This is a genomic window from Aurantimonas endophytica (genome assembly GCF_014196845.1).
Taxonomy (GTDB): Bacteria; Pseudomonadota; Alphaproteobacteria; order Rhizobiales; family Rhizobiaceae; genus Aurantimonas; species Aurantimonas endophytica.
Genome location: NZ_JACIEM010000001.1, coordinates 839,124 through 860,482, shown reverse-complemented (window position 1 = coordinate 860,482; position 21,359 = coordinate 839,124). Strand labels below are relative to the sequence as shown.

Genomic DNA, 21,359 nt, shown 5'->3' with positions numbered 1-21,359 from the left:
TCGGCCAGGAGGGTCACCGCCCCACGAGGTCTGCGAAACGTTCGTAGCGCAAGTCATCCTCGGCACGGCGGAGTTCGTCCTCCGCATCCCAAAGGTCATCGCGAAGGCGTTCGATTTCCCGACGCTTCTCGCGCCGTTCCTTGTCGTCGTCCCTGATCTCGTCGATTTCGTATCGAAGCACGTCGATCCGGCTGCGCAGCTGGTCGCGGTGCTGCCGCGCGTCGTAGACCTTCTTGTTCGCGTAGTAGGGGGCCTCGAAGCCGTCTTTCAGGTCGATCGGGCAGGAGTCGGCGTAATAGCGTCCCTCCGCGCCGAGCCGGGCGCCATTTGCTGGGGTGCAGAAGGTGGTGATCCCTCCGTCCCAGCCCGCGCGCCAAGCCGCCGCGTCGGGTGTAATGCCATGTTTCGAGCAGGCTGCCTGATGCTCGGCTACGAAGCCGATCGGCTTACCGCTGGCGCCGTCGGTCTCCCCGAGCCGACGCCAGTCGCTCGTCACGCATTCTTCTTCGGACAAGGTCGCGCATGCGCCGAGAGCCAGTGCCGCCCCGACGACCAGCGACAATGCCCACGTCATGTTCTTCACGCCAGAGACTCCCCTTCCCGTACGTCAGGCAAGGGGTGGCATCGTCACGCGTCAAAATCAACAACTCGCGGCGGGTTGCGACGGGCATCGGTGCATCGCTTGCACCAAAGCCTCGCCGAGCGTCTCAGCCGCGCTGGAAGGAGAGGTCGGAAACGGTCACGTCCGCGCCTTCGATCTTCTCGATCACCTGCATGCGGAACGTGTCGTTACCGGTGTTGCGGATCAGCATGCGCGCCTTGTTGTCGTCGTAGATCACGCGGCCCCAGGTGACCTGGAGATCCAGCGTGTCGCCCTGGCGCGAGCCGAGGAGCCTGGCAGGGCCGCTGGCCGAACCGGTATAGGTGCCGCTGTAGTTGCCGCTGGAGGGATCGATCTTGAGCTGCGCGCCGATCTCGCGACTCATGATCAGCATCGAGCGGCAGGTTCCCTGAAGCGCGAAGGCGGTCTCGCCGGAGCGGGTGCCCTGGACGTCGCAGTTGACGTTGGTGGCGGTGGGCAATTGCTCGACCTTGACGGAGCCGCCGCCGCTCCAGCCGCCGTCGTAGCGGGCGAGGTAATTGGCACCCTGCGCGAAGGCGCCGCCGGCAACGGCGGTGGCGAGGACGGCGAGCGTCGTGACGAGCATGGGCTTCATCGCAGGTTTCCCGTTCGTGATGTGATTGAAGGTTGCCCTATCAGTCAGTTACGGCGCGATGATGGCCGCCGCGCCGGCGCGAAGATGACGGCGGGGGAACGGCGCGGCGCGGTCCGGCGTTGTGAACCATTGAACTGAAGGGCTCGCATCTCATGGACATCATCCGCATCATCCTCGCCATCATCCTGCCGCCGGTCGGCGTCTTCATGCAGGTCGGCTTCAGCAAGCACTTCTTCATCAACATCATCCTCACCTTGTTCGGCTACATCCCGGGCATCATCCATGCGATCTGGGTCATCGCGAAGTACTGACCTCCGCGGTTGACTTGAGCGGCTTACGCTCTTAGGAGATGCCGGACCGGTTGGACTCGCTCCAGCCGGTTTTTTGACGTGTCCCGTGGACGGCATCGCATCGTGCCCATGCCGTCCTGTCAGTCCGCATCCGCGGGCAGAGGAGGGCGCGTTTCCTCGGAGAGCCGACGGATCGTCCGTTCGGCCTCTTTCTGTTTGAAGGAAATGCGATGAGCAAGCGCGCATCAGCGAAGTACAAGATCGATCGCCGCATGGGCGAGAACATCTGGGGACGTCCGAAGTCCCCGGTGAATCGCCGCCAGTACGGCCCGGGCCAGCATGGCCAGCGGCGCAAGGGCAAGGTGTCGGATTTCGGCGTCCAGCTCCGTGCGAAGCAGAAGCTCAAGGGCTATTACGGCGACGTCACCGAGAAGCAGTTCCGCAAGATCTACGAAGAGGCTGCCCGTCGCCGGGGTGATACCTCCGAAAACCTGATCGGCCTGCTCGAGAGCCGTCTGGATGCCGTGGTCTATCGCGCGAAGTTCGTCGCGACGATCTTTGCCGCCCGGCAGTTCGTCAACCACGGCCATATCAACGTCAATGGCCGCCGCACCAACATCCAGTCCTATGTCTGCAAGGCCGGCGACGTGATCGAGATCCGTCCGAAGTCGAAGCAGCTGGCGATCGTTCTGGAAGCCTCGCAGCTCGCCGAGCGCGACGTGCCGGACTATCTCGACGTCGATCACCAGAAGATGGTTGCCACCTACACCCGCGTTCCCGGCCTCCACGATGTGCCCTATCCGGTGCAGATGGAGCCGAACCTGGTCGTTGAGTTCTACTCGCGCTGATCGGCAGACCTCTCATCGAATGCCAAAGGCCGTCCCTTGGGGCGGCCTTTTGTTTTGGGCGAGCGGCGGCTACATGGGACGCGGATACGAGGACGGACCGGTGATGCTCGACAGCGACCTTGGCGACACGACGGCGGCGGCCGATACCGGGGACGCCGAGATCGGCAGTGGCGCCCACCTTCTGTTTCGCGACGCGCCGGACTCGGTGACGTTCCGCAAGCTGCGCAAGCGCCTGCTGCGCGAGATGCGCGAGGCGATCGAGCGGCACGCGATGGCCAGGCCGGGTGCGCGCTGGCTCGTCGGCATATCCGGCGGCAAGGATTCCTATGCGCTGCTGGCGCTGCTGCATGATCTGAAATGGCGCGGTCTGCTGCCGGTCGACCTGCTCGCCTGCAATCTCGACCAGGGCCAGCCGAACTTTCCCAAGCATGTCCTGCCGGATTTCCTCGACCGCTTCGGCATTCCCCACCGCATCGAGTATCGCGACACCTATTCGGTGGTCACCGAAAAGGTGTCGGCCGGTGCAACCTATTGCTCGCTCTGCTCGCGGCTCAGGCGCGGCCACCTCTACCGCATCGCGCGTGAGGAGGGCTGCGAGGCGCTGGTGCTCGGGCATCACCGCGACGACTGTCTCGAGACCTTCTTCATGAACCTCTTCCATGGCGGGCGGCTCTCGGCGATGCCGGCGAAGCTCCTCAACGACGAGGGCGACCTCATGGTGCTGCGGCCGCTGATCGCCTCGGCCGAGGAGGACATCGCGAAGTTCTCGGCAGCGATGGGGTTCCCGATCATCCCGTGCGACCTCTGCGGCAGCCAGGACGGGCTGCAGCGCAACGTGACGAAGCAGATGCTGGCCGACATGGAGCGGCGCTTCCCCGGCCGAAAGCAGGTGATGATGCGGGCGCTGGCGAACATCCGGCCTGGCCATCTCCTCGACCCGGCGCTGTTCGACTTCGCCGGCCTCGCGCCGACAGCAACCCCCCAGACGGAAAGCTGACATTGACCGCATCGATCGACATCGACCGCCTCGCCGAGATCCTCCGTGAGGCCGCCATCGCGGAGATCATGCCGCGCTTCCGCAATCTCGGCGCCGGCGACATCCGCGAGAAGACCTCGGCGACCGATCTCGTCACCGAAGCCGACGAGGCGGCCGAGCGGTTCATCGCCCGGCATTGCCGGGAGATCGCGCCGGATGCGCTGTTCGTCGGCGAGGAATCGGTCGCCGCCGACCCGGCGCTGCTCGATCGCCTCGACGCGGCCGAGCTCGCCATCGTCGTAGACCCGGTCGACGGCACGGCGAACTTTGCCGCCGGCCTGCCGCTGTTTGCCGTCATGGCCGCGGTAGTTTCCAAAGGCGAGACGGTCGCCGGCATTATCTACGATCCGGTCGGCGACGATTTCATGCTGGCAGAGAAGGGCGCCGGAGCCTTCCAGCGAACGCCGACAGGTCCAGCGCTGAAGCTCGACACCGCGGCGTCGCTGCCCCTTTCGGACGCGATCGGCTGCGTCAGCGCGACCTATTTCCCGCACGACGAGAGGACGGCGCTGCTGCCGCGTCTCGGCGCACTGAAGATCGTCGGCAACTATCGCTGCGCCGGCCACGAGTACCGCCTGCTCGCGTCGGGCGGCACGCATGTCTCGATCTATTCGAAACTGATGCCCTGGGATCACCTGGCCGGGTGCCTGCTGGTTGCCGAGGCAGGCGGCCATTTCGCGATGGCCGATGGTTCGCCCTACACGCCGCGTCACCGCGACGGGGCCATCATCGCCGCCTGCAGTTCCGGCGTCTGGGCCGAGGCGCAGGAGCGGCTGCTCCCGGCCTAGGCTCGGCAAGCGCCCTTACTCGGCCGGCTTGCGCTCGAGGCCCGCGCCGTCATCCGGCGCCGGGTCGTATTTCGCGTCGAACAGCCGGCCTTCCGCCAGGTAGACGCAGACCAGCGAGGATACCGACAGGACGATGAAGCCGAAGAGCATCGGCAGCACGGTGCCATCGTAGAAATAGCCGATCACGGCGCCGAAAAGGCCGCCGCCGAAGGTCTGCATGAAGCCGAGGACCGAGGAAGCGGTGCCCGCCACATGGCCGAGCGGGTCCATGGCGAGTGCGTTGAAGTTCGTGCCGATGAAGCCGAACAAGCCGAAATTCACCGTCATCGCGAGGACGAAGAACCAGAAGGGCGCTGCGCCCCCCATCGCGAGCGCAACCGCGAAATGCAGCACGGCGACGAGCAGGAAGCCGATCAGCGCCCCGTGCGACAGCCGGCGCATGCCCAGCCGCTCGACGAGCCGCGAATTCGCGAAGGACGCGACCGCCATGAAGACCGCGGTCGTCGAGAAGGCGACGGTGAAGATCGGCCCGAGGCCATAGACCCCGGTGTAGATCTGCTCCGCCTGGTTGATGAAGCCGAACAGCACGCCGAAGATCAGCGCGGTGGAGATCGTATAGCCGAAGGCGACGCGGTTGGTCAGCACGATTCGGAACGCCTCGAAGGTCCGCTTGAAGGTGAGTTCACGCCGGTCTTCCGGTGCAAGCGTTTCCGGTAGCCGCATCGCCGACCAGAGCGTCACGAACAGGCCGAAGACGGCGATCGCAACGAAGACCTCCCGCCAGGAGCCGAACAGCATGATCGCCTGGCCGATATTCGGCGCGATCACCGGGATCGCCATGAACACCATCATGACCAGCGACATGACGCTTGCCATGCGGCGGCCGCCGAAGCAGTCGCGCACGACGGAAATGGCAATGACGCGGGTGGCCGCGGCGCCGATGCCCTGCACTGCGCGCAAGGCGAGGAGGACGCCGAAGGTCGGCGAGAAGATCGCCGCGACCGACGCCAGCACATAGACGGCAAGACCGAAGAACAGGATCGGCCGGCGCCCGAAGCGGTCGGACAGGGTACCGTAGACGATCTGCGCACCGCCGAAGCCGAGGATGTAGGCGGTGATGACGAGCTGCCGCTGGTTGGGATCGGTGACGCCGAGCGCCGCGCCCATTTCCTGCAGCGAGGGAATGAAGATGTCGATGGCTGCCGCGTTCAGGGCCATGAGGCAGGCGATGAGCGTCACCAGCTCCCAATAAGGCATCCCGCGGGTTTCGGTATTTCTCGACAAGTCAGACATCTCGGCCTCGCAGCGCTCAAATCGTCGCGGCATGCTGATCGGAACGATCACTGGCTGTCGCAGGGTGGGAAATTTCGACGCGCGGTGGCTGCCGATCGAAGGCAGGGCGCTTCTAAAGTTTTATGGTGCGCCGCAAAATTTGCAAGAGTGCCTTACGTTTTCGGCGCGATGACGGACCGTCACTCCTGTCCCAAACGGAAAAGCCCGCGCTGTCTGCGCGGGCCCTGCGATCACTTTGCGGCGATGAAGCTGTCGGCGGTCAGGCGTTCGCGGCAGCAGGGGCCGTCGTCGCGACACCCTTCTCACCGAAGAACGACTGCAGTTCGCCGGCCTGGAACATCTCGCGGATGATGTCGCAGCCGCCGACGAACTCGCCCTTGACGTAGAGCTGCGGAATCGTGGGCCACTGGCTGTAGTCCTTGATGCCCTGGCGCAGGTCGTCGGCCGAGAGGACGTTCACGCCCTTGTACTCGACGCCGAGGTAATCGAGGATCTGCACCACCTGGCCGGAAAAGCCGCACTGGGGGAAGGCCGGCGTGCCCTTCATGAAGACCACGACGTCGTTGGTCCTCACCTCGTTGTCGATCCATTCGTTGATGGCGGTCATGGCTTTTCCTGTCTCGTGAATGTCTGGGTGCGGGCTCTGCCTGTTGCGTCAGCTGCCTGTCGAACCGGTCAAGATCTTGTCTGCGGCGATAGTCGCATCGCGCGGGTCGCCCTCAACATACTATTTCGGGGCGCTGGTTTGAAGGGCCAGGGCGTGCAGCTCGCCACCCATGTTCCCCTGCAGGGCCTGGTAGACCATCTGGTGCTGCTGCACCCGCGACTTGCCGCGGAAGCTCTCCGACACGACTTCGGCGGCGTAATGGTCGCCGTCGCCGGCGAGGTCCCGGATGCTGACGACGGCATCGGGTATCGCGTCCTTGATCATCGTCTCGATGTCGCGGGCGTTCATGGGCATGAAATGTTCTCCGTGGCCGACCGGATTCGCCGTTCGCCTCGATGATAGGGTCCGGTCACGCCACGATCAATGCGAAGCGCATCCGGCGAAGCCACTCAGGCCGCCGCCGCCGGCTCGACGATTTCGCCCGACATGTAGGATGGGAACCAGGATTCGTGCGCGACGACCATGTCCGCAACCGGCACCGCGAGCCGGCCTTCGATCACGAGTTCGGAGCCGCCGGCGGAGCCCAGATGGCGGAGCGGCACGTCCGCTTCCGCAGCCATCAGCTTGATGCCCTCGGCGTCGGCCTCGGTCACCGCGATGACGTAGCGGGCCTGGTCCTCGCCGAACAGCAGCGCATGGCCATGCCCGTCGCCCGCATTGACGGATGCGCCTAGACTGGAGGCCATGCACATCTCGGCCAGCGCGACGGCAAGGCCACCATCCGACAGATCGTGGCAGGTGGCGACGCGTCCCGCCTGGATCAGGCCGCGGACGAAATCGCCGTGGCGCTTCTCGGCGACGAGGTCGACCGGCGGCGGCGTGCCTTCCTCGCTGCCGACGATCTCCCGCAGGTAGATCGACGCGCCGAGATGCGAGCCGTCAAGGCCGACGAGGAAAAGCACGTCGCCCGCGCGCAGGCCGCCGATCGTCGCGGTCTTGGTGCGGTCCTCGATCAGCCCGACGCCGCCGATGGTGGGCGTCGGCAGGATCGCCGTTCCCTGGGTCTCGTTGTAGAGCGAGACGTTGCCGGAGACGATCGGGAAGGCAAGGGCAGTGCAGGCGGCGCCGATGCCCTCGACGGCCTTGACGAACTGGCCCATCAGCTCGGGCTTCTCGGGATTGCCGAAATTGAGGTTGTCGGTGGCCGCCAGTGGCTCGGCGCCGACGGCCGTGAGGTTGCGCCAGCACTCGGCGACCGCCTGCATGCCGCCCTGCAGCGGATCGGCCTCGCAATAGCGGGGCGTCACGTCAGAAGAGAACGCGAGCGCCTTGGTGGGGTGGCCGTCGACCCGCACGACGCCGGCGTCGCCGCCCGGCCGCTGCAGCGAGTTGCCCTGGATCAGCGTGTCGTACTGCTCGAACACCCAGCGCCGCGAGCAGAGGTCGGGCGAGCCCAGCAGCGTCAGCAGCGTCGCGCCGAGATCGGCCGGCTCCGTCAGGTCGCTCGCGTGGATCACCCGCGCGGGCTTCGGCTCGATCCACGGGCGGTCGTATTCGGGCGCGTCGTCGCCCAGCTGCTTGATCGGCAGGTTGGCAACTTCCTTGCCCTGCCAGAGGACCCGGAAGCGCAGATCGTCGGTGGTGCGGCCGACGACGGCGAAGTCGAGGCCCCATTTGACGAAGATCGCCTCGGCCTCGATCCGGCGCTCCGGGTCGAGCACCATCAGCATGCGCTCCTGGCTCTCCGACAGCATCATCTCGTAGGCGGTCATCCGTGCCTCGCGGACCGGCACCTGGTCGAGATCCAGCTCGATGCCGAGATCGCCCTTGGCGCCCATCTCGACGGCCGAGCAGGTGAGGCCCGCGGCGCCCATGTCCTGGATGGCGATGACCGCGCCGGTCTGCATCAGCTCGAGGCAGGCCTCCAGCAGGCACTTCTCGGTGAAGGGATCGCCGACCTGCACGGTCGGGCGCTTCTCCTCGATGTCGGCGTCGAACTCGGCCGACGCCATGGTCGCGCCGCCGACGCCGTCGCGGCCGGTCTTGGCGCCGAGATAGACGACCGGCAGGCCGACGCCCTTGGCTTCCGAGTAGAAGATCGCGTCGGTCCGGGCGAGGCCGGCGGCGAAGGCGTTGACCAGGCAGTTGCCGTTGTAGCGGGGGTGGAAATTCACCTCGCCGCCGACGGTCGGCACGCCGAATGAGTTGCCGTAGCCGCCGACGCCGGCGACGACGCCGGCGACGAGGTGGCGGGTCTTGGGATGATCTGGCGCGCCGAAGCGCAGCGCGTTCATCGCCGCGATCGGGCGGGCACCCATGGTGAAGACGTCGCGCAGGATGCCGCCGACGCCGGTCGCCGCACCCTGGTAGGGCTCGATGAAGGAGGGGTGGTTGTGGCTCTCCATCTTGAAGACGACGCAGAGCCCGTCGCCGATATCGACGACGCCGGCATTCTCGCCCGGCCCCTGGATGACGCGCGGGCCCTTGGTCGGCAGCGTGCGCAGCCAGCGCTTGGAGGATTTGTACGAGCAGTGTTCGTTCCACATCGCCGAGAAGATGCCGAGCTCGGTGAGGCTCGGTTCCCGGCCGATGAGGTCGAGCACGCGCTGGTACTCGTCGGGTTTCAGCCCGTGCGCGGCGATCAGCTCCGGGGTGATCAGGGTCTCGGTGGTCATGGCGTGTCCTGCAGCATCGAAAGGCGGGCCGTTACCGCGCCTGTTAGCATCTGGCGGGGCTGCGACAAAGTCCCGCGTCGGCAGGGCGAGGATGGCGGGCGAGACGGTCTGTCGCACCCGTCGCCCGTAGGCGCGTCGGTCGATCGGTGGTCTCCTTCGCTATGGGCACACGGGAGGACCTGATGGGTATGCATCCTCGGCAGCGCCGCTCCGCTCTGGCCGCCTTCGCCATGCTGGTCGCCGCCGCGCTCATCGTGCCGACCGACAGGGCCGCGGCAGTGTTTTCCGGCGAGATGAGCCCGACGGTTCGGTCCGGCGACAGCGACTACGCCGACGGCGTCGAGGCCTTCGAAGACGAGGACTGGCCGGCAGCGATCACCGCCCTCGCCAAGGTCGTCGAGCGGCGCCCGCACCACGACAATGCCTGGTCGCTGCTCGGCTATTCGCTGCGCAAGTCCGGCAACCACGAACGGGCGCTGGACGCGTATGGGCGGGCGTTGTCGATCAACCCGCATCATCGCGGCGCCATGGCCTATCTTGGCGAGGCCTATCTCGACCTCGACCGGGTGCGCGACGCCAAGATCCTGCTCATCCGCCTCGCGACAGAATGCCGCCGCGTCGCCCTGACCTTCTCCGACGGCAACTTCCAGAATGGCTGCGGTGAGTACGCGACCCTCAAGCAGTCGATCGAATCCTATGAAATCGATCCCGCCGGGAGAGTGGAGCCGGTGGCGCAGCGCTGGTGACGCTCGCGGCCCGATCAGGCGGCGCGCGCCGTCACGTAGGCGATACCCTCGCTGCGGCAGATTCCGGTGTCGTCGGCTCTGCGCAGCACCAGCGTGTCGTCGTCGACCTGCGAGATCGGTTCGCCGTCGAGCCGGCGCGTGAAGATGATTAGCGCGTGGTCGTGGCCACCGGATGCGGCCGGCGAGCGCAGGCAGACCCCGTAGCCGTCATGATCCGGCGTCGGCACCAGCGTCGCCGAGCGCTCGGACGGCCGGCGCCGATAGATGCCGGCAGCGGCAGAGGTCACGTAGGAGATCTCGGCCGACCGGAGTGGCGCGCCGACGGCGTCGGCTGGATCGGAGGCAGGCAGCGTAGAAACCTGCATGCCTTGCGGAAGCATCGGCACGTCGACGAGGGGCGCGGCACCGCTCGCCGCGCAGGCCGACAAGCCGCCGGCCGCGAGCATCACGGCAGCCATTTTGCGAGGAAAGCGCCGGGTCATCGCTTCAGGCTTCGCAGCCATTGGCACCGCTGCGCCAGCGGGCGAGGTCGGCGGTGATCCGGGCGGCTACCGGCTCGTTCATCAGGGGGCCGTAGGTGTCGATGGCGCCAGAGCCGCTGCGCCCTTCGACCACCAGCAGCGGCCGTGCCTCGATCTGCCCGCGCGGGACCAGCAGGAACCGTGGCCGGCCTGAGAAGGACGAGAGCTCCGGTGCCAGGCTGTAGGCGGCGAAGGCCGGATCCTTCGACTTGAACCAGCAGCGATTGGCGTTCAGCGTCAGCCGTTCGAGGCGATCGAGCCCGGAATCCGCCTTGGCCGTCGAAGGCGTATCGGCCGGTCCGGGCGCGCTCGCACAGCCTGCGAGGGTGACGCCGAAAAGCAGCAGGGCGGCGATGGTCGGGCCGGAAGGCTGCTTCACGCGGCGAGGCTCGAGGCGGTCATGCCCAGGGCGCTCTCGAACAGCGCCCGGCCGTCCGTGCCGCCATGCTCAGGTTCGACGAGATTTTCCGGATGCGGCATCATGCCGAGCACGTTGCCGGCTTCGTTGACGATGCCGGCGATGTCGCGCATCGCGCCGTTGGGGTTGGTGCCAGCGGCATAGCGGAAGACGATGCGATCCTGGTCCTCGAGCGCCGAAAGCGTCTCCGCGTCGGCATAGTAGTTGCCGTCGTGATGGGCGACCGGGCAGCGGATGATCTGGCCCTTGTCATACAGCCGGGTGAAGCGGGTCGCGGAATTCACCACTTCGAGCTTCACCTCGCGGCAGACGAAGCGCAGCGTGTTGTTGCGCATCAGCGCGCCGGGCAGGAGCCCCGCCTCGCAGAGGATCTGGAAGCCGTTGCAGACGCCGAGCACCGGCACGCCTTTCGCGGCGGCGTCGGCCACCGCGCGCATGACCGGCGAGCGGGCGGCGATCGCCCCGCAGCGCAGATAGTCTCCGAAGGAGAAGCCGCCCGGCACGACGATCAGGTCGACATCCGGGATGCTCGTCTCGGTCTGCCACACGGTGAGCGGCGTGCGCCCTGTGATGGCGGTCAGCGCCGCGATCATGTCGCGGTCGCGGTTGAGCCCGGGAAGGAGGACGACAGCGGTGTTCATGGCTTCACGGCAACCGTTTGGAGAGGGAGGCCGGTTCGGCCCGGAAAGGGTAGCGGTGGCGTTATCCCGCGGGAGATCGGACGACGCTCAGATGGTCAGGGATGTGGATCGAAAGGCGTCGATGGCTCTGCCAATTCACGCAGCTCACGTCGACGCTCGATGCGGTCTAGCCGAGCATCGTAGCGATCCAGTATCCCGTAGATATTCAGAAGGTCATTCTGCACCGACGCCATGGTTCCCTGCGTCCCAACCATCGTGCCGCGCATCGAATGGAGCTCCGACTTGATCTCGGAAACCCGGAAATCCAGCTTGTCGAAGCGCTGATGAAACTGTTTCATCAGCTCATGCAGCAATTCGTTGGTGACTTCGGCCATCACACCCTCTGATAAAACCGCTACACGATCTCCACAGTGTAGTTCTCGATGACCGTGTTCGCCAGCAACTTGGCGCACATGTCCCGGAGCGATGCCTCGGCGGCGGCGCGGTCCTCGCCGTCGATCTCGACGTCGAACACCTTGCCTTGGCGGACGGCGCCGACGCCGGAGAAGCCGAGGGCGCCGAGGGCGCCCTCGATGGCCTTGCCTTGCGGGTCGAGGACGCCGTTCTTCAGCGTGACGACGATGCGGGCCTTAATCAATTGCTCTGCTCACGAAATACGTCTGTCTCTTGAATACACCAGCTTCAATGCCGGTACCGGCTGCTTGGCGGGACGTCGCCGCCTTACTTGACCAGTACCGGCCCCGAGGGGCGGGGCGGCTCGTTTTCATTCATGATCCCGAGCCGGCGGGCAACTTCCTGGTAGGCCTCGACGAGGCCGCCCATGTCCCGGCGGAAGCGGTCCTTGTCCAGCTTGTCCTGGGTCACGACGTCCCAGAGCCGGCAGGAATCGGGCGAGATCTCATCGGCGACGATGATCCGCATCATGTCGCCTTCGAACAGGCGGCCGGTCTCGATCTTGAAGTCGACCAGCTGGATGCCGACGCCGAGGAAGAGGCCGGAGAGGAAGTCGTTGACCCGTATGGCCAGCGCCATGATGTCGTCGATCTCCTGCGGGCTCGCCCAGCCGAAGGCCGTGATGTGCTCCTCGGAGACCATCGGATCGTCGAGATGGTCTGCCTTGTAGTAGAATTCGATGATCGAGCGGGGCAGAACCGTGCCCTCCTCGATGCCGAGCCGCTTGGCGAGCGAGCCGGCCGCGATGTTGCGCACCACCACCTCGAGCGGAATGATCTCGACTTCCTTGATCAGCTGCTCGCGCATGTTGAGCCGCTTAATGAAGTGCGTCGGGATTCCCATCTTGTTCAGATGGGAGAAAATGTACTCGGAGATGCGGTTGTTGAGGACGCCCTTGCCGTCGACGACCTCGTGCTTCTTCTTGTTGAAGGCGGTGGCGTCGTCCTTGAAGAACTGCACCAGCGTGCCAGGCTCCGGGCCCTCGTAAAGGATCTTGCCTTTGCCTTCGTAGATACGGCGGCGACGTGTCATTTAGGGAACTCTATCGTGATGGGCGCGCCGACCCCGGAAAATCCGGCGCAAGAAACGGCTGACGATCGTGCGGGTGAATAGACCAAACGGGACTTCATCACAATCACCGCGGCAGCCGACCCGAGGGAAGTCGTGCCCTTCAGGGGGTTTATCAAGTGTTCTTTCGCGGCGGGGGCGATGATTCCCGCTTCAAAAGCGCCGCCACTATCCGTATGTCAGTCGCAAGGCTCATCCAGGATCGGGCCGATTCCCTTGTGAGGAGGAACGCCATGTCGATGACCGACCGCGAGCGCGATTTCGAGAACCGCTACGCCCATGATCAGGAACTGCGCTTCCGCATCGAGGCACGGCGCAACAAGCTGCTCGGCCTCTGGGCCGCCGAGAAGCTCGGCAAGACCGGCGAGGACGCCAACGCCTATGCGCAGGAAGTCATCAAGGCCGATTTCCTGCAGCCGGGCGATGACGACGTCTTCCAGAAGATCCGCAAGGACTTCGACGCGGCGGGTGTTCAGGAGTCCGATCATCAGATCCGCCGCTGCATGAGCGAGTATCTGATCGAGGCGGAAAAACAGGTCCGGGCCGCCTGAACGCCATGGCCCTGTTCGATCTTCGGGGCGCCCTGGCGGAGGGACGCTGCGTCCTTTCGTCATGGTTGGGCCTAAACGACCCGGTCGTGCAGGAAGCCTTCCTGCGGGCCGGGTTCCACGCGGTCACTTTCGACATGCAGCATGGCCTGCTGGATACGGGGTCGCTGCGCGACGGCATCGCGCTTGCCGTCCATCTCGGCAAGCCGGCGCTGGTTCGGCTGCCCGTCGCCGACCGGGCGCTTGCCTCGCGCGCTCTCGATTTTGGCGCCTCGGCAGTGATCATGCCGATGATCGAAACCGTCGATGACGCACGCGCCTTCGTTGCTGTGGCGAAATATCCGCCGCTCGGCCAGCGCTCCTATGGTCCGACTCGGGCGGCCGAGCTGCATGGTTACGATGATCGCGCCAACTATGTCGGGGACGCGCGGAGCCAGACGCTCGCCTTCGCGATGATCGAGACGGGCAGGGCGCTCGCGTCGCTTGAGGAAATTCTCGCGATCGACGGGCTGGACGGGGTCTTCGTCGGTCCGTCGGACCTGTCTATCGCGCTGTCGGGCGACGGCACGCTCGACCCCCGCGGGGCGGCGAACGAGGCGGCCATAGGCCGAATCGTTGCCGCCGCGGAGGCCCATGGCAAGATCGCCGGGATCTACGCGGGGACGCCCGAGGACGTGAAGCGCTATCGCGCGCTCGGCTATCGGCTCGTCTGCGTCGGCTCGGATTTCGGGGTGATTGCGGTCGGCGCGCAGTCTCTCGCCGACGCCTCCCGCGCCTAGGACCCGAAGCTCAAGCCGAGACGGTCAGACGCGACATGAACTGACCGAAGGTCAGGAGGCCTTCTGGCCACGGGCCATGGCCGCTGTCAGCGTTGATATGGCCGGCCTCACCCGCATCGACGAACAGCGAACCCCAGGCGCCGGCGATGTCCTCGGCGGCCTCGAAGGACGTGAAGACGTCGTTGCGGCTGGCGATGACGACGCTCGGGAACGGCAGCGGGTCCCGCGGATAGGGACCGAACGTCATCAGGTGACGCGGCCGGATCGCCTCGTTCTCGACATCCGGCGGCGCCACCAGGAATGCACCGGCGACTCGCTTCTCGAACTGCGGGATCGCCTGGATGGCCGTCGCGACGCCCAGCGAGTGCGCGACCAGCACCACGGGTCGGGTGCACTGGTTGACGGCGTCGGCGACGACCCGCGTCCAGTCCTCGCGGACGGGCTTGCTCCACTCGGCCTGCGGCACCCGGCGGGCCGTCGAGAGTCTTTTCTCCCAACGGGTCTGCCAGTGATCTTCTGGGGAGCCCTTGTAACCAGGGACGATGAGGATGTCGGCTTCGGCAACGCGCATGGCCGGGAGATGCAAATTGCGATGCGCGAAGTCAACCGCGAGGCTGCGCTGAAGCGCGTAGACACTCAGTTGGCCGGCGCGGCGTCCATCGGCTCCTCACTGGCCGCCGAGGGTTGAACGTCGTCGGCCGTGCGTGTCGCCTCATCCGGGGTCGTCGTGAAGAAGACGAAATAGACGACGAGCGCGAGCAAGATGCTCGCGACAGCGATCCAGATCGAGTGGTTGCGGCGGCGTGGCGGCGTGTTCGGATCGGACATCGATAGGCTCCCTCGTCTTCGCGGGAGAAGGCCGTCGGCGCGTCCCGCCAATGGGAAAGCACCCCGAGCGGGCCCGGGTTCCCCCTCACCGTGCCGGGACAGGCCTTGCCTCAGCCGCCGCGGCCGAAGACCCGCTGGAAGATCGTGCCGACATGCTTGGTGTGGTAGCCGAGATCGAACTTCTCGCGCAGCTCGGCTTCCGGCAGGGCTGCGAGAACTTCCGGGTCGGCGAGCAGCTCGGTCAGGAAGTCCTTGTCCTCTTCCCAGACCTTCATCGCGTTGCGCTGGACCAGCCGGTAGGAGTCCTCGCGCGACACCCCGGCCTGGGTCAGCGCCAGCAGCACCCGCTGCGAATGGACGAGGCCCTTGAACTTGTTGAGATTGGCCAGCATCCGGTCCGGATAGACCAGCAGCTTGTCGATGACCCCGGTGAGGCGGGCGAGGCCGAAGTCGAGCGTCACCGTCGCGTCGGGCCCGATATAGCGCTCGACGGAGGAGTGGGAGATGTCCCGCTCGTGCCAGAGCGCGACATTCTCCATCGCCGGCATCGCGTAGGAACGCACCATGCGGGCGAGGCCGGTGAGGTTCTCGGTCAGCACCGGGTTGCGCTTGTGCGGCATCGCCGACGAGCCCTTCTGGCCCGGCGCGAAATATTCCTCGACTTCCAGCACCTCGGTGCGCTGCAGATGGCGGATCTCGGTCGCCAGCCGCTCCATCGACGAGGCGATGACGCCGAGCGTGGCGAAGAACATCGCATGCCGGTCGCGCGGGATGATCTGCGTCGACACCGGCTCGGGCGTCAGGCCCATGGCCTTGGCGACATGCAGCTCCACCCGCGGGTCGATATTGGCGAAAGTGCCGACCGCGCCGGAAATGGCGCAGGTGGCGATCTCGGCGCGGGCCGCGACCAGGCGCTCGCGGCAACGGCTGAATTCGGCATAGGCGAGGGCGAGCTTGACGCCGAAGGTGGTCGGCTCGGCATGGATGCCGTGCGAGCGGCCGATGGTGACCGTGTCGCGGTGCTCGAAGGCACGGCGCTCCAGCGCCGCCAGCAGCCCGTCGAGATCGGCGATGAGGATGTCGGATGCCCGGGCCAGCTGGACGCTGAGACAGGTGTCGAGCACGTCGGAGGAGGTCATGCCCTGGTGGACGAAGCGCGCGTCCGGCCCGACGATCTCCGACAGATGCGTGAGGAAGGCGATGACGTCGTGCTTGGTCTCGCGCTCGATCTCGTCGATGCGGTCGACGTCGAAGGTCGCGGCATTGCCCTTTTCCCAGATCGTCCGCGCGGCGCTTTCCGGGATGACGCCGAGCTCGGCCAGTGCGTCGCAGGCATGCGCCTCGATCTCGAACCAGATCCGGTACTTCGTCTCCTGCGACCAGACGGCGACCATCTCGGGGCGGGAATAGCGGGGGATCATCGGCGGTCACTTTCGGGGCATGGGAGGGCTACCGCGCCGTCTAACAGACCGGGAAGGGCACCTCAACAACACGGGGCCCGGGTCTGCAGGACGAGACCTCGCCAACGTCAGTTAAAGGCTTGACCACGCCGGCAGGCGATCTCCCGCCGCCGCCCTGGCAGCGAAGACGCCGCGTGCGATGGCGCGGGCCATGGTGGCGGCGGCTGCGGCGCCGAGTTCGGCGCGCTGGCGCCGATCGAGCACGGCGCCGCTTCCGCCTGTCGCGACACCGAAGACCAGGTCGCCGTCGAGGTCGGTATGGGCCGGCCAGAGGGCGCGGGCGTAGCCATCCTGCCCGGCGATGGCGAGGCGCCGGGCGCCGGCCTTGTCGAGCACGGCGTCGGTGGCGACGATGCCGATCGTCGTGTTGCCCCCGGGCCGGGCGTCGAGCTTGGTCCGGACCTCGACCCCGTCCAACGGCCAGGGCGCCGGCTGGCCGAGACGACCGAACTCGTCGTCGATCTCGAAGGGGGCAGCCCAGAAATGCCGCGTCGATCCGACGAGGGGAGAGCCGACGGCATTCACTGCGACCAGGGCGGCAACGGTGACGCCGCTTTCCAGGACCGTGGAAGCAGATCCGAGCCCGCCTTTGACCGTCGCCGTCGTGCAGCCGGCGCCCGCGCCGACGCTGCCGATGACGAAATCGGCACCGGCACCGGCCGCCGCCGCATAGCCGAGATCACGATACGGCGGAAAGCGGCCCCAGGTCTTGTCGCCGCCATTGGCGAGATCGAAGAGGATGGCCGCCGGGACGATCGGGACGTGTGCTCCCGCGACTTCGAAGCCGCGACCTTGTTCGGCCAGGAATGCCATCACGCCCGCCGCCGAATCGAGGCCGAAGGCCGAGCCGCCCGACAGTCCCAGCGCATCGATCGCCTGCACGGTGTTCTCCGGCTCCAGCAGCGCGGTCTCCCGCGTGCCGGGCGCGCCGCCGAGGATCGACACCGAGGCGACGGCCGGCTGGTCGAAGACAACGGCTGTGGTGCCACTCTTCAGGGCTGCGTCGTCTGCATGGCCGACGCGTATGCCGGCGATGTCGGTGAGAAGGTTGCGGGGTCCTGCCCGCCACGCGGCCATGGCTCAGCCACCGGCTTCGTCGGCGAAGCGGTCGCCGCGCCAGACGAAGACCCGGTAGAGGTCGAGATCGGAATCGCCTTTCGCGTCGAAGCGCACGGTACCGAGTTCCGTCGCGAAAGCGCCGGACTGGAGCACGGCCGGGACCGTCCGGCTGCTCTCGCGGGCCGCCCGCACCGCGGCGACGGCGATCTCGGTCGCGGCGAAGGCCGGGCCGAAATACCCTTTCGGCGCCGTATCGTCCGCCGGCGTCGGCGCGTCGGCGCTGCCGGCCAGTTCCGGAAAACGCATGCGCGGCGCGACGGCGACGACGCCGTCGGGCAGGGGCACGTCGATGCTCGCCTCGTCGAGCAGCGACTCACCGCCGACGATCTCAAGCTCGAGCCCCAGCTCGCCGGCGTCGCGGGCGATGGTCGCGATGTCCGGCCGATCGCCCGCGATGACGAATCTTGTGACGCCGGTGCGTTCCAGGCGGCGGACCAGCGCAAACTGCTTCTCTTCGGCGGGGCGATAATTGTCGATCGTCTGCGGCACCATTCCCTGCTCCTCGAGCAGGCGCCGCACGGAGTCGGTCAGGCCCCGCGCGGTTATCGAGCCGTCTTCAACGAGCCCGAATGGCTGGTCCCGCCAACGCGAGGCGAGGATCTGGGCGACCTTGGCCGCTTCCGCATCTGATCGCGGCGCGATTCGCCAAATCAGGTCCCCGGTTCGTTCGCGCCGGTCGGTCAGTCGGTTCGCCCGCACCCCGACGTTGAGCGTGGGGATTGCCGCTGTCCGCAGGACCGGCAATGCCGCCTCCAGGGCTTCGGTGCAGAGGAAGCCGACGACGATCGCCACGTCCGTCGCAACGAACGTCTCCGCTGCCTGGCGACCGCCTTCCGCCGAGCAGGCCGTATCGGCGGTCACGGTCTCCGCCCGCCCGTCGGTGCCCGACAGGCGGGCCACGGCGGCCTCCACGCCGCTCCTCAACTGCTCGCCCAGAATCGCCTCGCTGCCCGACAACGGGGCGGCGACGCCGATGACCACCGGCGCCACGGGCTGCTGCGCCCCTGCCGGGGAGACCAGCCAGGCGGCGAGAAAGAGCGTGAGGCGGAGCTTGCTGCGCGGCAGGGATGCGTCGGACATGCCCCGACCTTATCGCGGCACGCCTGTATTGACGAGACCGCGAGGCTGCGGCGGGACCGTCGCGACGGAGCCGACAGCTCGTTCACCGATGAGCGAACGCGCTGTATGCGAGCGCCGGCCGTCGCCCCCGTGCGAATCCCCTCCTGCCGCACTATCTTGTCCGGTGAACGGTACGGGATCCGGCCGCAATGCATGGAAGAATGTTTGCTGACCACATCGACGATCGACCGCGACAGCTTTCGCCAGGCGATGAGTCGCTTTGCGTCCGCAGTGCACCTGGTGACGACCGAGGGACCGGCGGGACGCCGCGGCGTGACCGTGTCGTCCGCCTGTTCCGTCTCGGACGAGCCGGCGACGCTGCTGGTCTGTCTCAACACCTCGAGCCCGGCCAACGACCGCTTCGCGGAGAACGGCAATTTCGCGCTCAATCTCATGTCCGGCGCCGACGAGAAGCTGGCGCGTGCCTTTGCCGGCGAGGGCGGGCTCGACCCGGACGATCGATTCGCGCTGGGCGAATGGGATATCCTGCAGACGGGCGCGCCCGTGCTGCGCTCGGCGCTCGCGGGCTTCGACTGCCGGATGCGCGACACGAGGCTCGTCGCCACGCACCGGGTTATGATCGGGGAGGTCGTGGCGCTGCGCAGCGGCCCGCCCGGCCCGTCTCTCGTGTATCTCGACCGGCGCTATCGCACGCTCTAGCCTGACGCATCTGCCCTGGACCCACAGGAAGCCACCATCGTGACAATCCCATTGCCGGCATCGATCGACGAAACGGAGCGCCTGCTCGATCGGGAGAACTACGTCGCCGACCGGGCGCTCGCCACCGTGCTCTTCCTGTCGCTGAAGATGGGACGGCCGCTGTTCCTCGAAGGCGAGGCCGGCGTCGGCAAGACCGAGATTGCCAAGGTGCTGGCACAGGCGCTCGGCCGGCCGCTGATCCGGCTGCAGTGCTACGAGGGTCTCGACGTGTCTTCGGCGCTGTACGAGTGGAACTACGCCGCCCAGATGATCGAGATCCGCCTGCGCGAGGCCTCCGGCGATACGTCGCGGGATGCGACCCGCTCGGAGATCTTTTCCGAACGCTTCCTGATCCGCCGGCCGATCCTGCAGGCGCTGGAAGGCGAGCCGGGCCGCGCCCCGGTGCTGCTGATCGACGAGCTCGACCGGACCGACGAGGCCTTCGAGGCGTTCCTGCTGGAGATCCTGTCCGACAACCAGGTGACGATTCCCGAGCTCGGCACGATCCGAGCCGCCGAGCCGCCGATCGTCATCATCACCACCAACCGCACCCGCGAGATCCACGACGCGCTGAAGCGGCGCTGCTTATACCACTGGGTCGACTATCCGGGTGCCGCCCGCGAGCTGGAGATCGTCCACCGCAAGGCGCCGCGCGCCAATGCGGATCTTGCCGCCGAACTCGTCGCCTTCGTGCAGCGGCTGCGCACGATCGACCTGTTCAAGGCGCCGGGCGTCGCAGAGACGATCGACTGGGCTAACGCCCTGACCGAGCTTAACGCCGTGGCGCTGGATCCCGCCCACGTCTCCGACACGCTCGGCGTCCTGCTCAAGTACCAGGACGACATCCAGCGCATGGAACGGGGCGAGAGCCGCGAAATCCTCACCGAGGTCAAGCGCGAGCTGGCAGCGTCGTGATACGATGAGCGACCTTTCGCCGACACGCGCCGATCCCGAAGGCCGGTTGGCCGACAACATCGTCTATTTTGCCCGCGCCCTGCGCAAGGCCGGGCTGAAGCTCGGGCCCTCGACGACGATCGACGCGATCGAGGCGGTGAAGGTGGCCGGGCTTTCCTCACGGGACGATTTCTACTGGACACTCCATGCTGTCCTCGTCACCCGGCATGAGGACGACGCGGTTTACGACGAGGCGTTCCGGCTGTTCTGGCGCTCGCGCGAGTTGATCGAGAAGATGATCGCGATGTTCTCGCCGACGGCACCGGCCCGGCCTTCGGACGAGAAGAAGCGGGCCGGCGAGGGGCGTGCGGCCGAGGCGATGTTCGAGGACGCCGAGCAGCGCCTGACGCGCCAGGAGAAGCCGCAGCTGGAGATCGACGCCAGCCTCACCGTTTCCGGCGACGAGGTGCTTCGGCGGAAAGACTTCGCGCAGATGACGCTGGCCGAGGTGGCGGAGGCCAAGCGCGCCATCGCCGCACTGCGGCTGCCGGCGGACAAGGTGACGACCCGGCGATACAGGCCGGACTCGCGCGGTGCGCGGATCGACCCGAGGGCGATGATGCGGGCGTCGATGCGCACCGGCGGCGACCTCGTGCTGCCGAAGTTCCGCTCGCGCCGGGAGATTCATCCGCCGTTGGTGATCATCGCCGACATCTCCGGCTCGATGAGCCAGTACACGCGGATCTTCCTGCATTTCCTGCACGCCCTGACCGAGAAGCGGCGGCGGGTGCACACGTTCCTCTTCGGGACGCGGCTCACCAACGTCACGCGGCAAATGCGCCGCAAGGACCCCGACGAGGCGCTGGCCGACTGCGCCGACGCGGTGCGCGACTGGTCCGGCGGCACCCGCATCGGCGCGGCGCTCGGCGCGTTCAACCGCGACTGGTCGCGGCGGGTGCTCAACCAGGGGGCCGTCGTGCTGCTGATCACCGATGGCCTCGAACGAGATTCGGTCGAGGACCTCTCGCACGAGATGGAGCGGCTGCATAAATCCTGTCGGCGGCTGATCTGGCTCAACCCGCTTCTGCGCTTCGACGGCTTTGCCGCGCGGGCTAAGGGCGTGAGGGCCATCCTGCCGCATGTCGACGAGTTCCGGTCGGTGCATTCGCTGGAGGCGATGGGCGCGCTCTGCGACGCGCTGTCGGGCACCGGCGGCCGCAATGCCGATCCGAAGCTCTGGCTCGAGGCGGCCGAGCGTTCGATCGCCGCCTGATCGGGGCGTCGAAAAGTGCCGCTGGCTCAAGGAGAGCGA

At 66.9% G+C, this 21,359-nt stretch carries 27 protein-coding genes; 10 read left to right on the top strand and 17 right to left on the bottom strand.

The annotated features are described in order from the left end of the window. Window positions 1-13: 13 nt before the first annotated feature. Window positions 14-574 carry a DUF2799 domain-containing protein gene (locus tag GGR03_RS04280; protein WP_246367690.1) on the bottom strand — a complete coding sequence of 187 codons (561 nt, stop codon included), beginning with the start codon at window positions 572-574 and terminating at the stop codon, window positions 14-16. Between the two features lie 133 nt (window positions 575-707). Further along, on the bottom strand, window positions 708-1,217 hold the full coding sequence (locus tag GGR03_RS04275; protein ID WP_183206285.1) for a hypothetical protein: 510 nt from the start codon (window positions 1,215-1,217) through the stop codon (window positions 708-710). A gap of 152 nt (window positions 1,218-1,369) precedes the next feature. Here GGR03_RS04275 and GGR03_RS04270 point away from each other — a divergent pair, with 152 nt between their 5' ends. From GGR03_RS04270 to GGR03_RS04255, 4 genes are all read left to right on the top strand, one after another. Continuing rightward, complete coding sequence (locus GGR03_RS04270) at window positions 1,370-1,528, top strand: YqaE/Pmp3 family membrane protein (RefSeq protein WP_183206284.1); 159 nt, start codon at window positions 1,370-1,372, stop codon at window positions 1,526-1,528. A gap of 209 nt (window positions 1,529-1,737) precedes the next feature. Then, window positions 1,738-2,355, top strand: a complete 618-nt coding sequence (rpsD, locus tag GGR03_RS04265; protein ID WP_183206283.1) for a 30S ribosomal protein S4 — start codon at window positions 1,738-1,740, stop codon at window positions 2,353-2,355. Window positions 2,356-2,458: 103 nt separating this feature from the next. Beyond that, the gene (gene ttcA / locus GGR03_RS04260) at window positions 2,459-3,352 is read left to right on the top strand and encodes a tRNA 2-thiocytidine(32) synthetase TtcA (protein WP_183207024.1); all 894 of its coding nucleotides are present in this window, start codon (window positions 2,459-2,461) and stop codon (window positions 3,350-3,352) included. A 2-nt stretch (window positions 3,353-3,354) separates the two neighbouring features. Next, window positions 3,355-4,179, top strand: coding sequence for an inositol monophosphatase family protein (locus GGR03_RS04255; protein WP_183206282.1), 825 nt, complete (start codon window positions 3,355-3,357; stop codon window positions 4,177-4,179). Between the two features lie 15 nt (window positions 4,180-4,194). On the opposite strand, the gene GGR03_RS04250 is transcribed toward GGR03_RS04255, so the two are convergent. The 4 genes from GGR03_RS04250 to purL all read right to left on the bottom strand — a co-directional run bounded on the left by GGR03_RS04250 (window position 4,195) and on the right by purL (window position 8,754). Further along, window positions 4,195-5,436 carry a multidrug effflux MFS transporter gene (locus GGR03_RS04250; RefSeq protein ID WP_246367579.1) on the bottom strand — a complete coding sequence of 414 codons (1,242 nt, stop codon included), beginning with the start codon at window positions 5,434-5,436 and terminating at the stop codon, window positions 4,195-4,197. A 295-nt stretch (window positions 5,437-5,731) separates the two neighbouring features. Next, on the bottom strand, window positions 5,732-6,079 hold the full coding sequence (grxD, locus tag GGR03_RS04245) for a Grx4 family monothiol glutaredoxin (protein ID WP_183206280.1): 348 nt from the start codon (window positions 6,077-6,079) through the stop codon (window positions 5,732-5,734). Window positions 6,080-6,199: 120 nt separating this feature from the next. Further along, window positions 6,200-6,433 carry a BolA/IbaG family iron-sulfur metabolism protein gene (locus tag GGR03_RS04240; RefSeq protein WP_163041936.1) on the bottom strand — a complete coding sequence of 78 codons (234 nt, stop codon included), beginning with the start codon at window positions 6,431-6,433 and terminating at the stop codon, window positions 6,200-6,202. A gap of 95 nt (window positions 6,434-6,528) precedes the next feature. After that, complete coding sequence (gene purL, locus GGR03_RS04235; RefSeq protein ID WP_183206279.1) at window positions 6,529-8,754, bottom strand: phosphoribosylformylglycinamidine synthase subunit PurL; 2,226 nt, start codon at window positions 8,752-8,754, stop codon at window positions 6,529-6,531. Between the two features lie 182 nt (window positions 8,755-8,936). Here purL and GGR03_RS04230 point away from each other — a divergent pair, with 182 nt between their 5' ends. Further along, window positions 8,937-9,500, top strand: coding sequence for a tetratricopeptide repeat protein (locus tag GGR03_RS04230; protein WP_183206278.1), 564 nt, complete (start codon window positions 8,937-8,939; stop codon window positions 9,498-9,500). Window positions 9,501-9,514: 14 nt separating this feature from the next. On the opposite strand, the gene GGR03_RS04225 is transcribed toward GGR03_RS04230, so the two are convergent. The 6 genes from GGR03_RS04225 to purC all read right to left on the bottom strand — a co-directional run bounded on the left by GGR03_RS04225 (window position 9,515) and on the right by purC (window position 12,565). Beyond that, entirely contained in the window at window positions 9,515-9,958 is a 444-nt protein-coding gene (locus tag GGR03_RS04225; protein ID WP_183206277.1) for a hypothetical protein, read from the bottom strand. Between the two features lie 28 nt (window positions 9,959-9,986). Further along, complete coding sequence (locus tag GGR03_RS04220; protein WP_252920095.1) at window positions 9,987-10,400, bottom strand: hypothetical protein; 414 nt, start codon at window positions 10,398-10,400, stop codon at window positions 9,987-9,989. Next, window positions 10,397-11,080 (bottom strand): phosphoribosylformylglycinamidine synthase subunit PurQ, encoded by a 684-nt coding sequence (gene purQ / locus GGR03_RS04215; RefSeq protein ID WP_183206276.1) that lies wholly within the window; start codon window positions 11,078-11,080, stop codon window positions 10,397-10,399. The genes GGR03_RS04220 and purQ overlap by 4 nt, the downstream gene beginning before the upstream one ends. A gap of 95 nt (window positions 11,081-11,175) precedes the next feature. Then, on the bottom strand, window positions 11,176-11,454 hold the full coding sequence (locus GGR03_RS04210) for a hypothetical protein (RefSeq protein WP_183206275.1): 279 nt from the start codon (window positions 11,452-11,454) through the stop codon (window positions 11,176-11,178). A gap of 20 nt (window positions 11,455-11,474) precedes the next feature. Beyond that, window positions 11,475-11,717, bottom strand: a complete 243-nt coding sequence (purS, locus tag GGR03_RS04205; protein WP_183206274.1) for a phosphoribosylformylglycinamidine synthase subunit PurS — start codon at window positions 11,715-11,717, stop codon at window positions 11,475-11,477. Between the two features lie 83 nt (window positions 11,718-11,800). Further along, entirely contained in the window at window positions 11,801-12,565 is a 765-nt protein-coding gene (gene purC, locus GGR03_RS04200; protein ID WP_183206273.1) for a phosphoribosylaminoimidazolesuccinocarboxamide synthase, read from the bottom strand. Window positions 12,566-12,834: 269 nt separating this feature from the next. Between purC and GGR03_RS04195 the strand changes: the two genes are divergently transcribed. Both GGR03_RS04195 and GGR03_RS04190 read left to right on the top strand, forming a co-directional pair. Further along, window positions 12,835-13,152 (top strand): DUF1476 domain-containing protein, encoded by a 318-nt coding sequence (locus GGR03_RS04195; RefSeq protein ID WP_183206272.1) that lies wholly within the window; start codon window positions 12,835-12,837, stop codon window positions 13,150-13,152. Window positions 13,153-13,157: 5 nt separating this feature from the next. Beyond that, complete coding sequence (locus GGR03_RS04190) at window positions 13,158-13,928, top strand: HpcH/HpaI aldolase family protein (protein WP_183206271.1); 771 nt, start codon at window positions 13,158-13,160, stop codon at window positions 13,926-13,928. 10 nt (window positions 13,929-13,938) lie between these two features. On the opposite strand, the gene GGR03_RS04185 is transcribed toward GGR03_RS04190, so the two are convergent. The 5 genes from GGR03_RS04185 to GGR03_RS04165 all read right to left on the bottom strand — a co-directional run bounded on the left by GGR03_RS04185 (window position 13,939) and on the right by GGR03_RS04165 (window position 18,415). Continuing rightward, window positions 13,939-14,499: an RBBP9/YdeN family alpha/beta hydrolase gene (locus GGR03_RS04185; RefSeq protein ID WP_183206270.1), complete on the bottom strand. Its 561-nt coding sequence runs from the start codon at window positions 14,497-14,499 to the stop codon at window positions 13,939-13,941. A 65-nt stretch (window positions 14,500-14,564) separates the two neighbouring features. Then, complete coding sequence (locus GGR03_RS04180) at window positions 14,565-14,756, bottom strand: hypothetical protein (protein WP_183206269.1); 192 nt, start codon at window positions 14,754-14,756, stop codon at window positions 14,565-14,567. 110 nt (window positions 14,757-14,866) lie between these two features. Further along, window positions 14,867-16,177, bottom strand: a complete 1,311-nt coding sequence (purB, locus tag GGR03_RS04175) for an adenylosuccinate lyase (RefSeq protein ID WP_183206268.1) — start codon at window positions 16,175-16,177, stop codon at window positions 14,867-14,869. Window positions 16,178-16,288: 111 nt separating this feature from the next. Continuing rightward, window positions 16,289-17,293: a P1 family peptidase gene (locus GGR03_RS04170; protein WP_183206267.1), complete on the bottom strand. Its 1,005-nt coding sequence runs from the start codon at window positions 17,291-17,293 to the stop codon at window positions 16,289-16,291. Between the two features lie 3 nt (window positions 17,294-17,296). Next, window positions 17,297-18,415, bottom strand: a complete 1,119-nt coding sequence (locus GGR03_RS04165) for a branched-chain amino acid ABC transporter substrate-binding protein (RefSeq protein ID WP_183206266.1) — start codon at window positions 18,413-18,415, stop codon at window positions 17,297-17,299. Between the two features lie 204 nt (window positions 18,416-18,619). On the opposite strand from GGR03_RS04165, the gene GGR03_RS04160 reads away from it, so the two are divergent. The 3 genes from GGR03_RS04160 to GGR03_RS04150 are packed head-to-tail and all read left to right on the top strand — an operon-like array spanning window position 18,620 to window position 21,320. Continuing rightward, on the top strand, window positions 18,620-19,114 hold the full coding sequence (locus tag GGR03_RS04160; protein ID WP_335632125.1) for a flavin reductase: 495 nt from the start codon (window positions 18,620-18,622) through the stop codon (window positions 19,112-19,114). A 39-nt stretch (window positions 19,115-19,153) separates the two neighbouring features. After that, window positions 19,154-20,068 carry an AAA family ATPase gene (locus tag GGR03_RS04155; protein WP_183206265.1) on the top strand — a complete coding sequence of 305 codons (915 nt, stop codon included), beginning with the start codon at window positions 19,154-19,156 and terminating at the stop codon, window positions 20,066-20,068. Window positions 20,069-20,072: 4 nt separating this feature from the next. Beyond that, entirely contained in the window at window positions 20,073-21,320 is a 1,248-nt protein-coding gene (locus tag GGR03_RS04150) for a vWA domain-containing protein (protein ID WP_183206264.1), read from the top strand. Window positions 21,321-21,359: the final 39 nt, after the last annotated feature.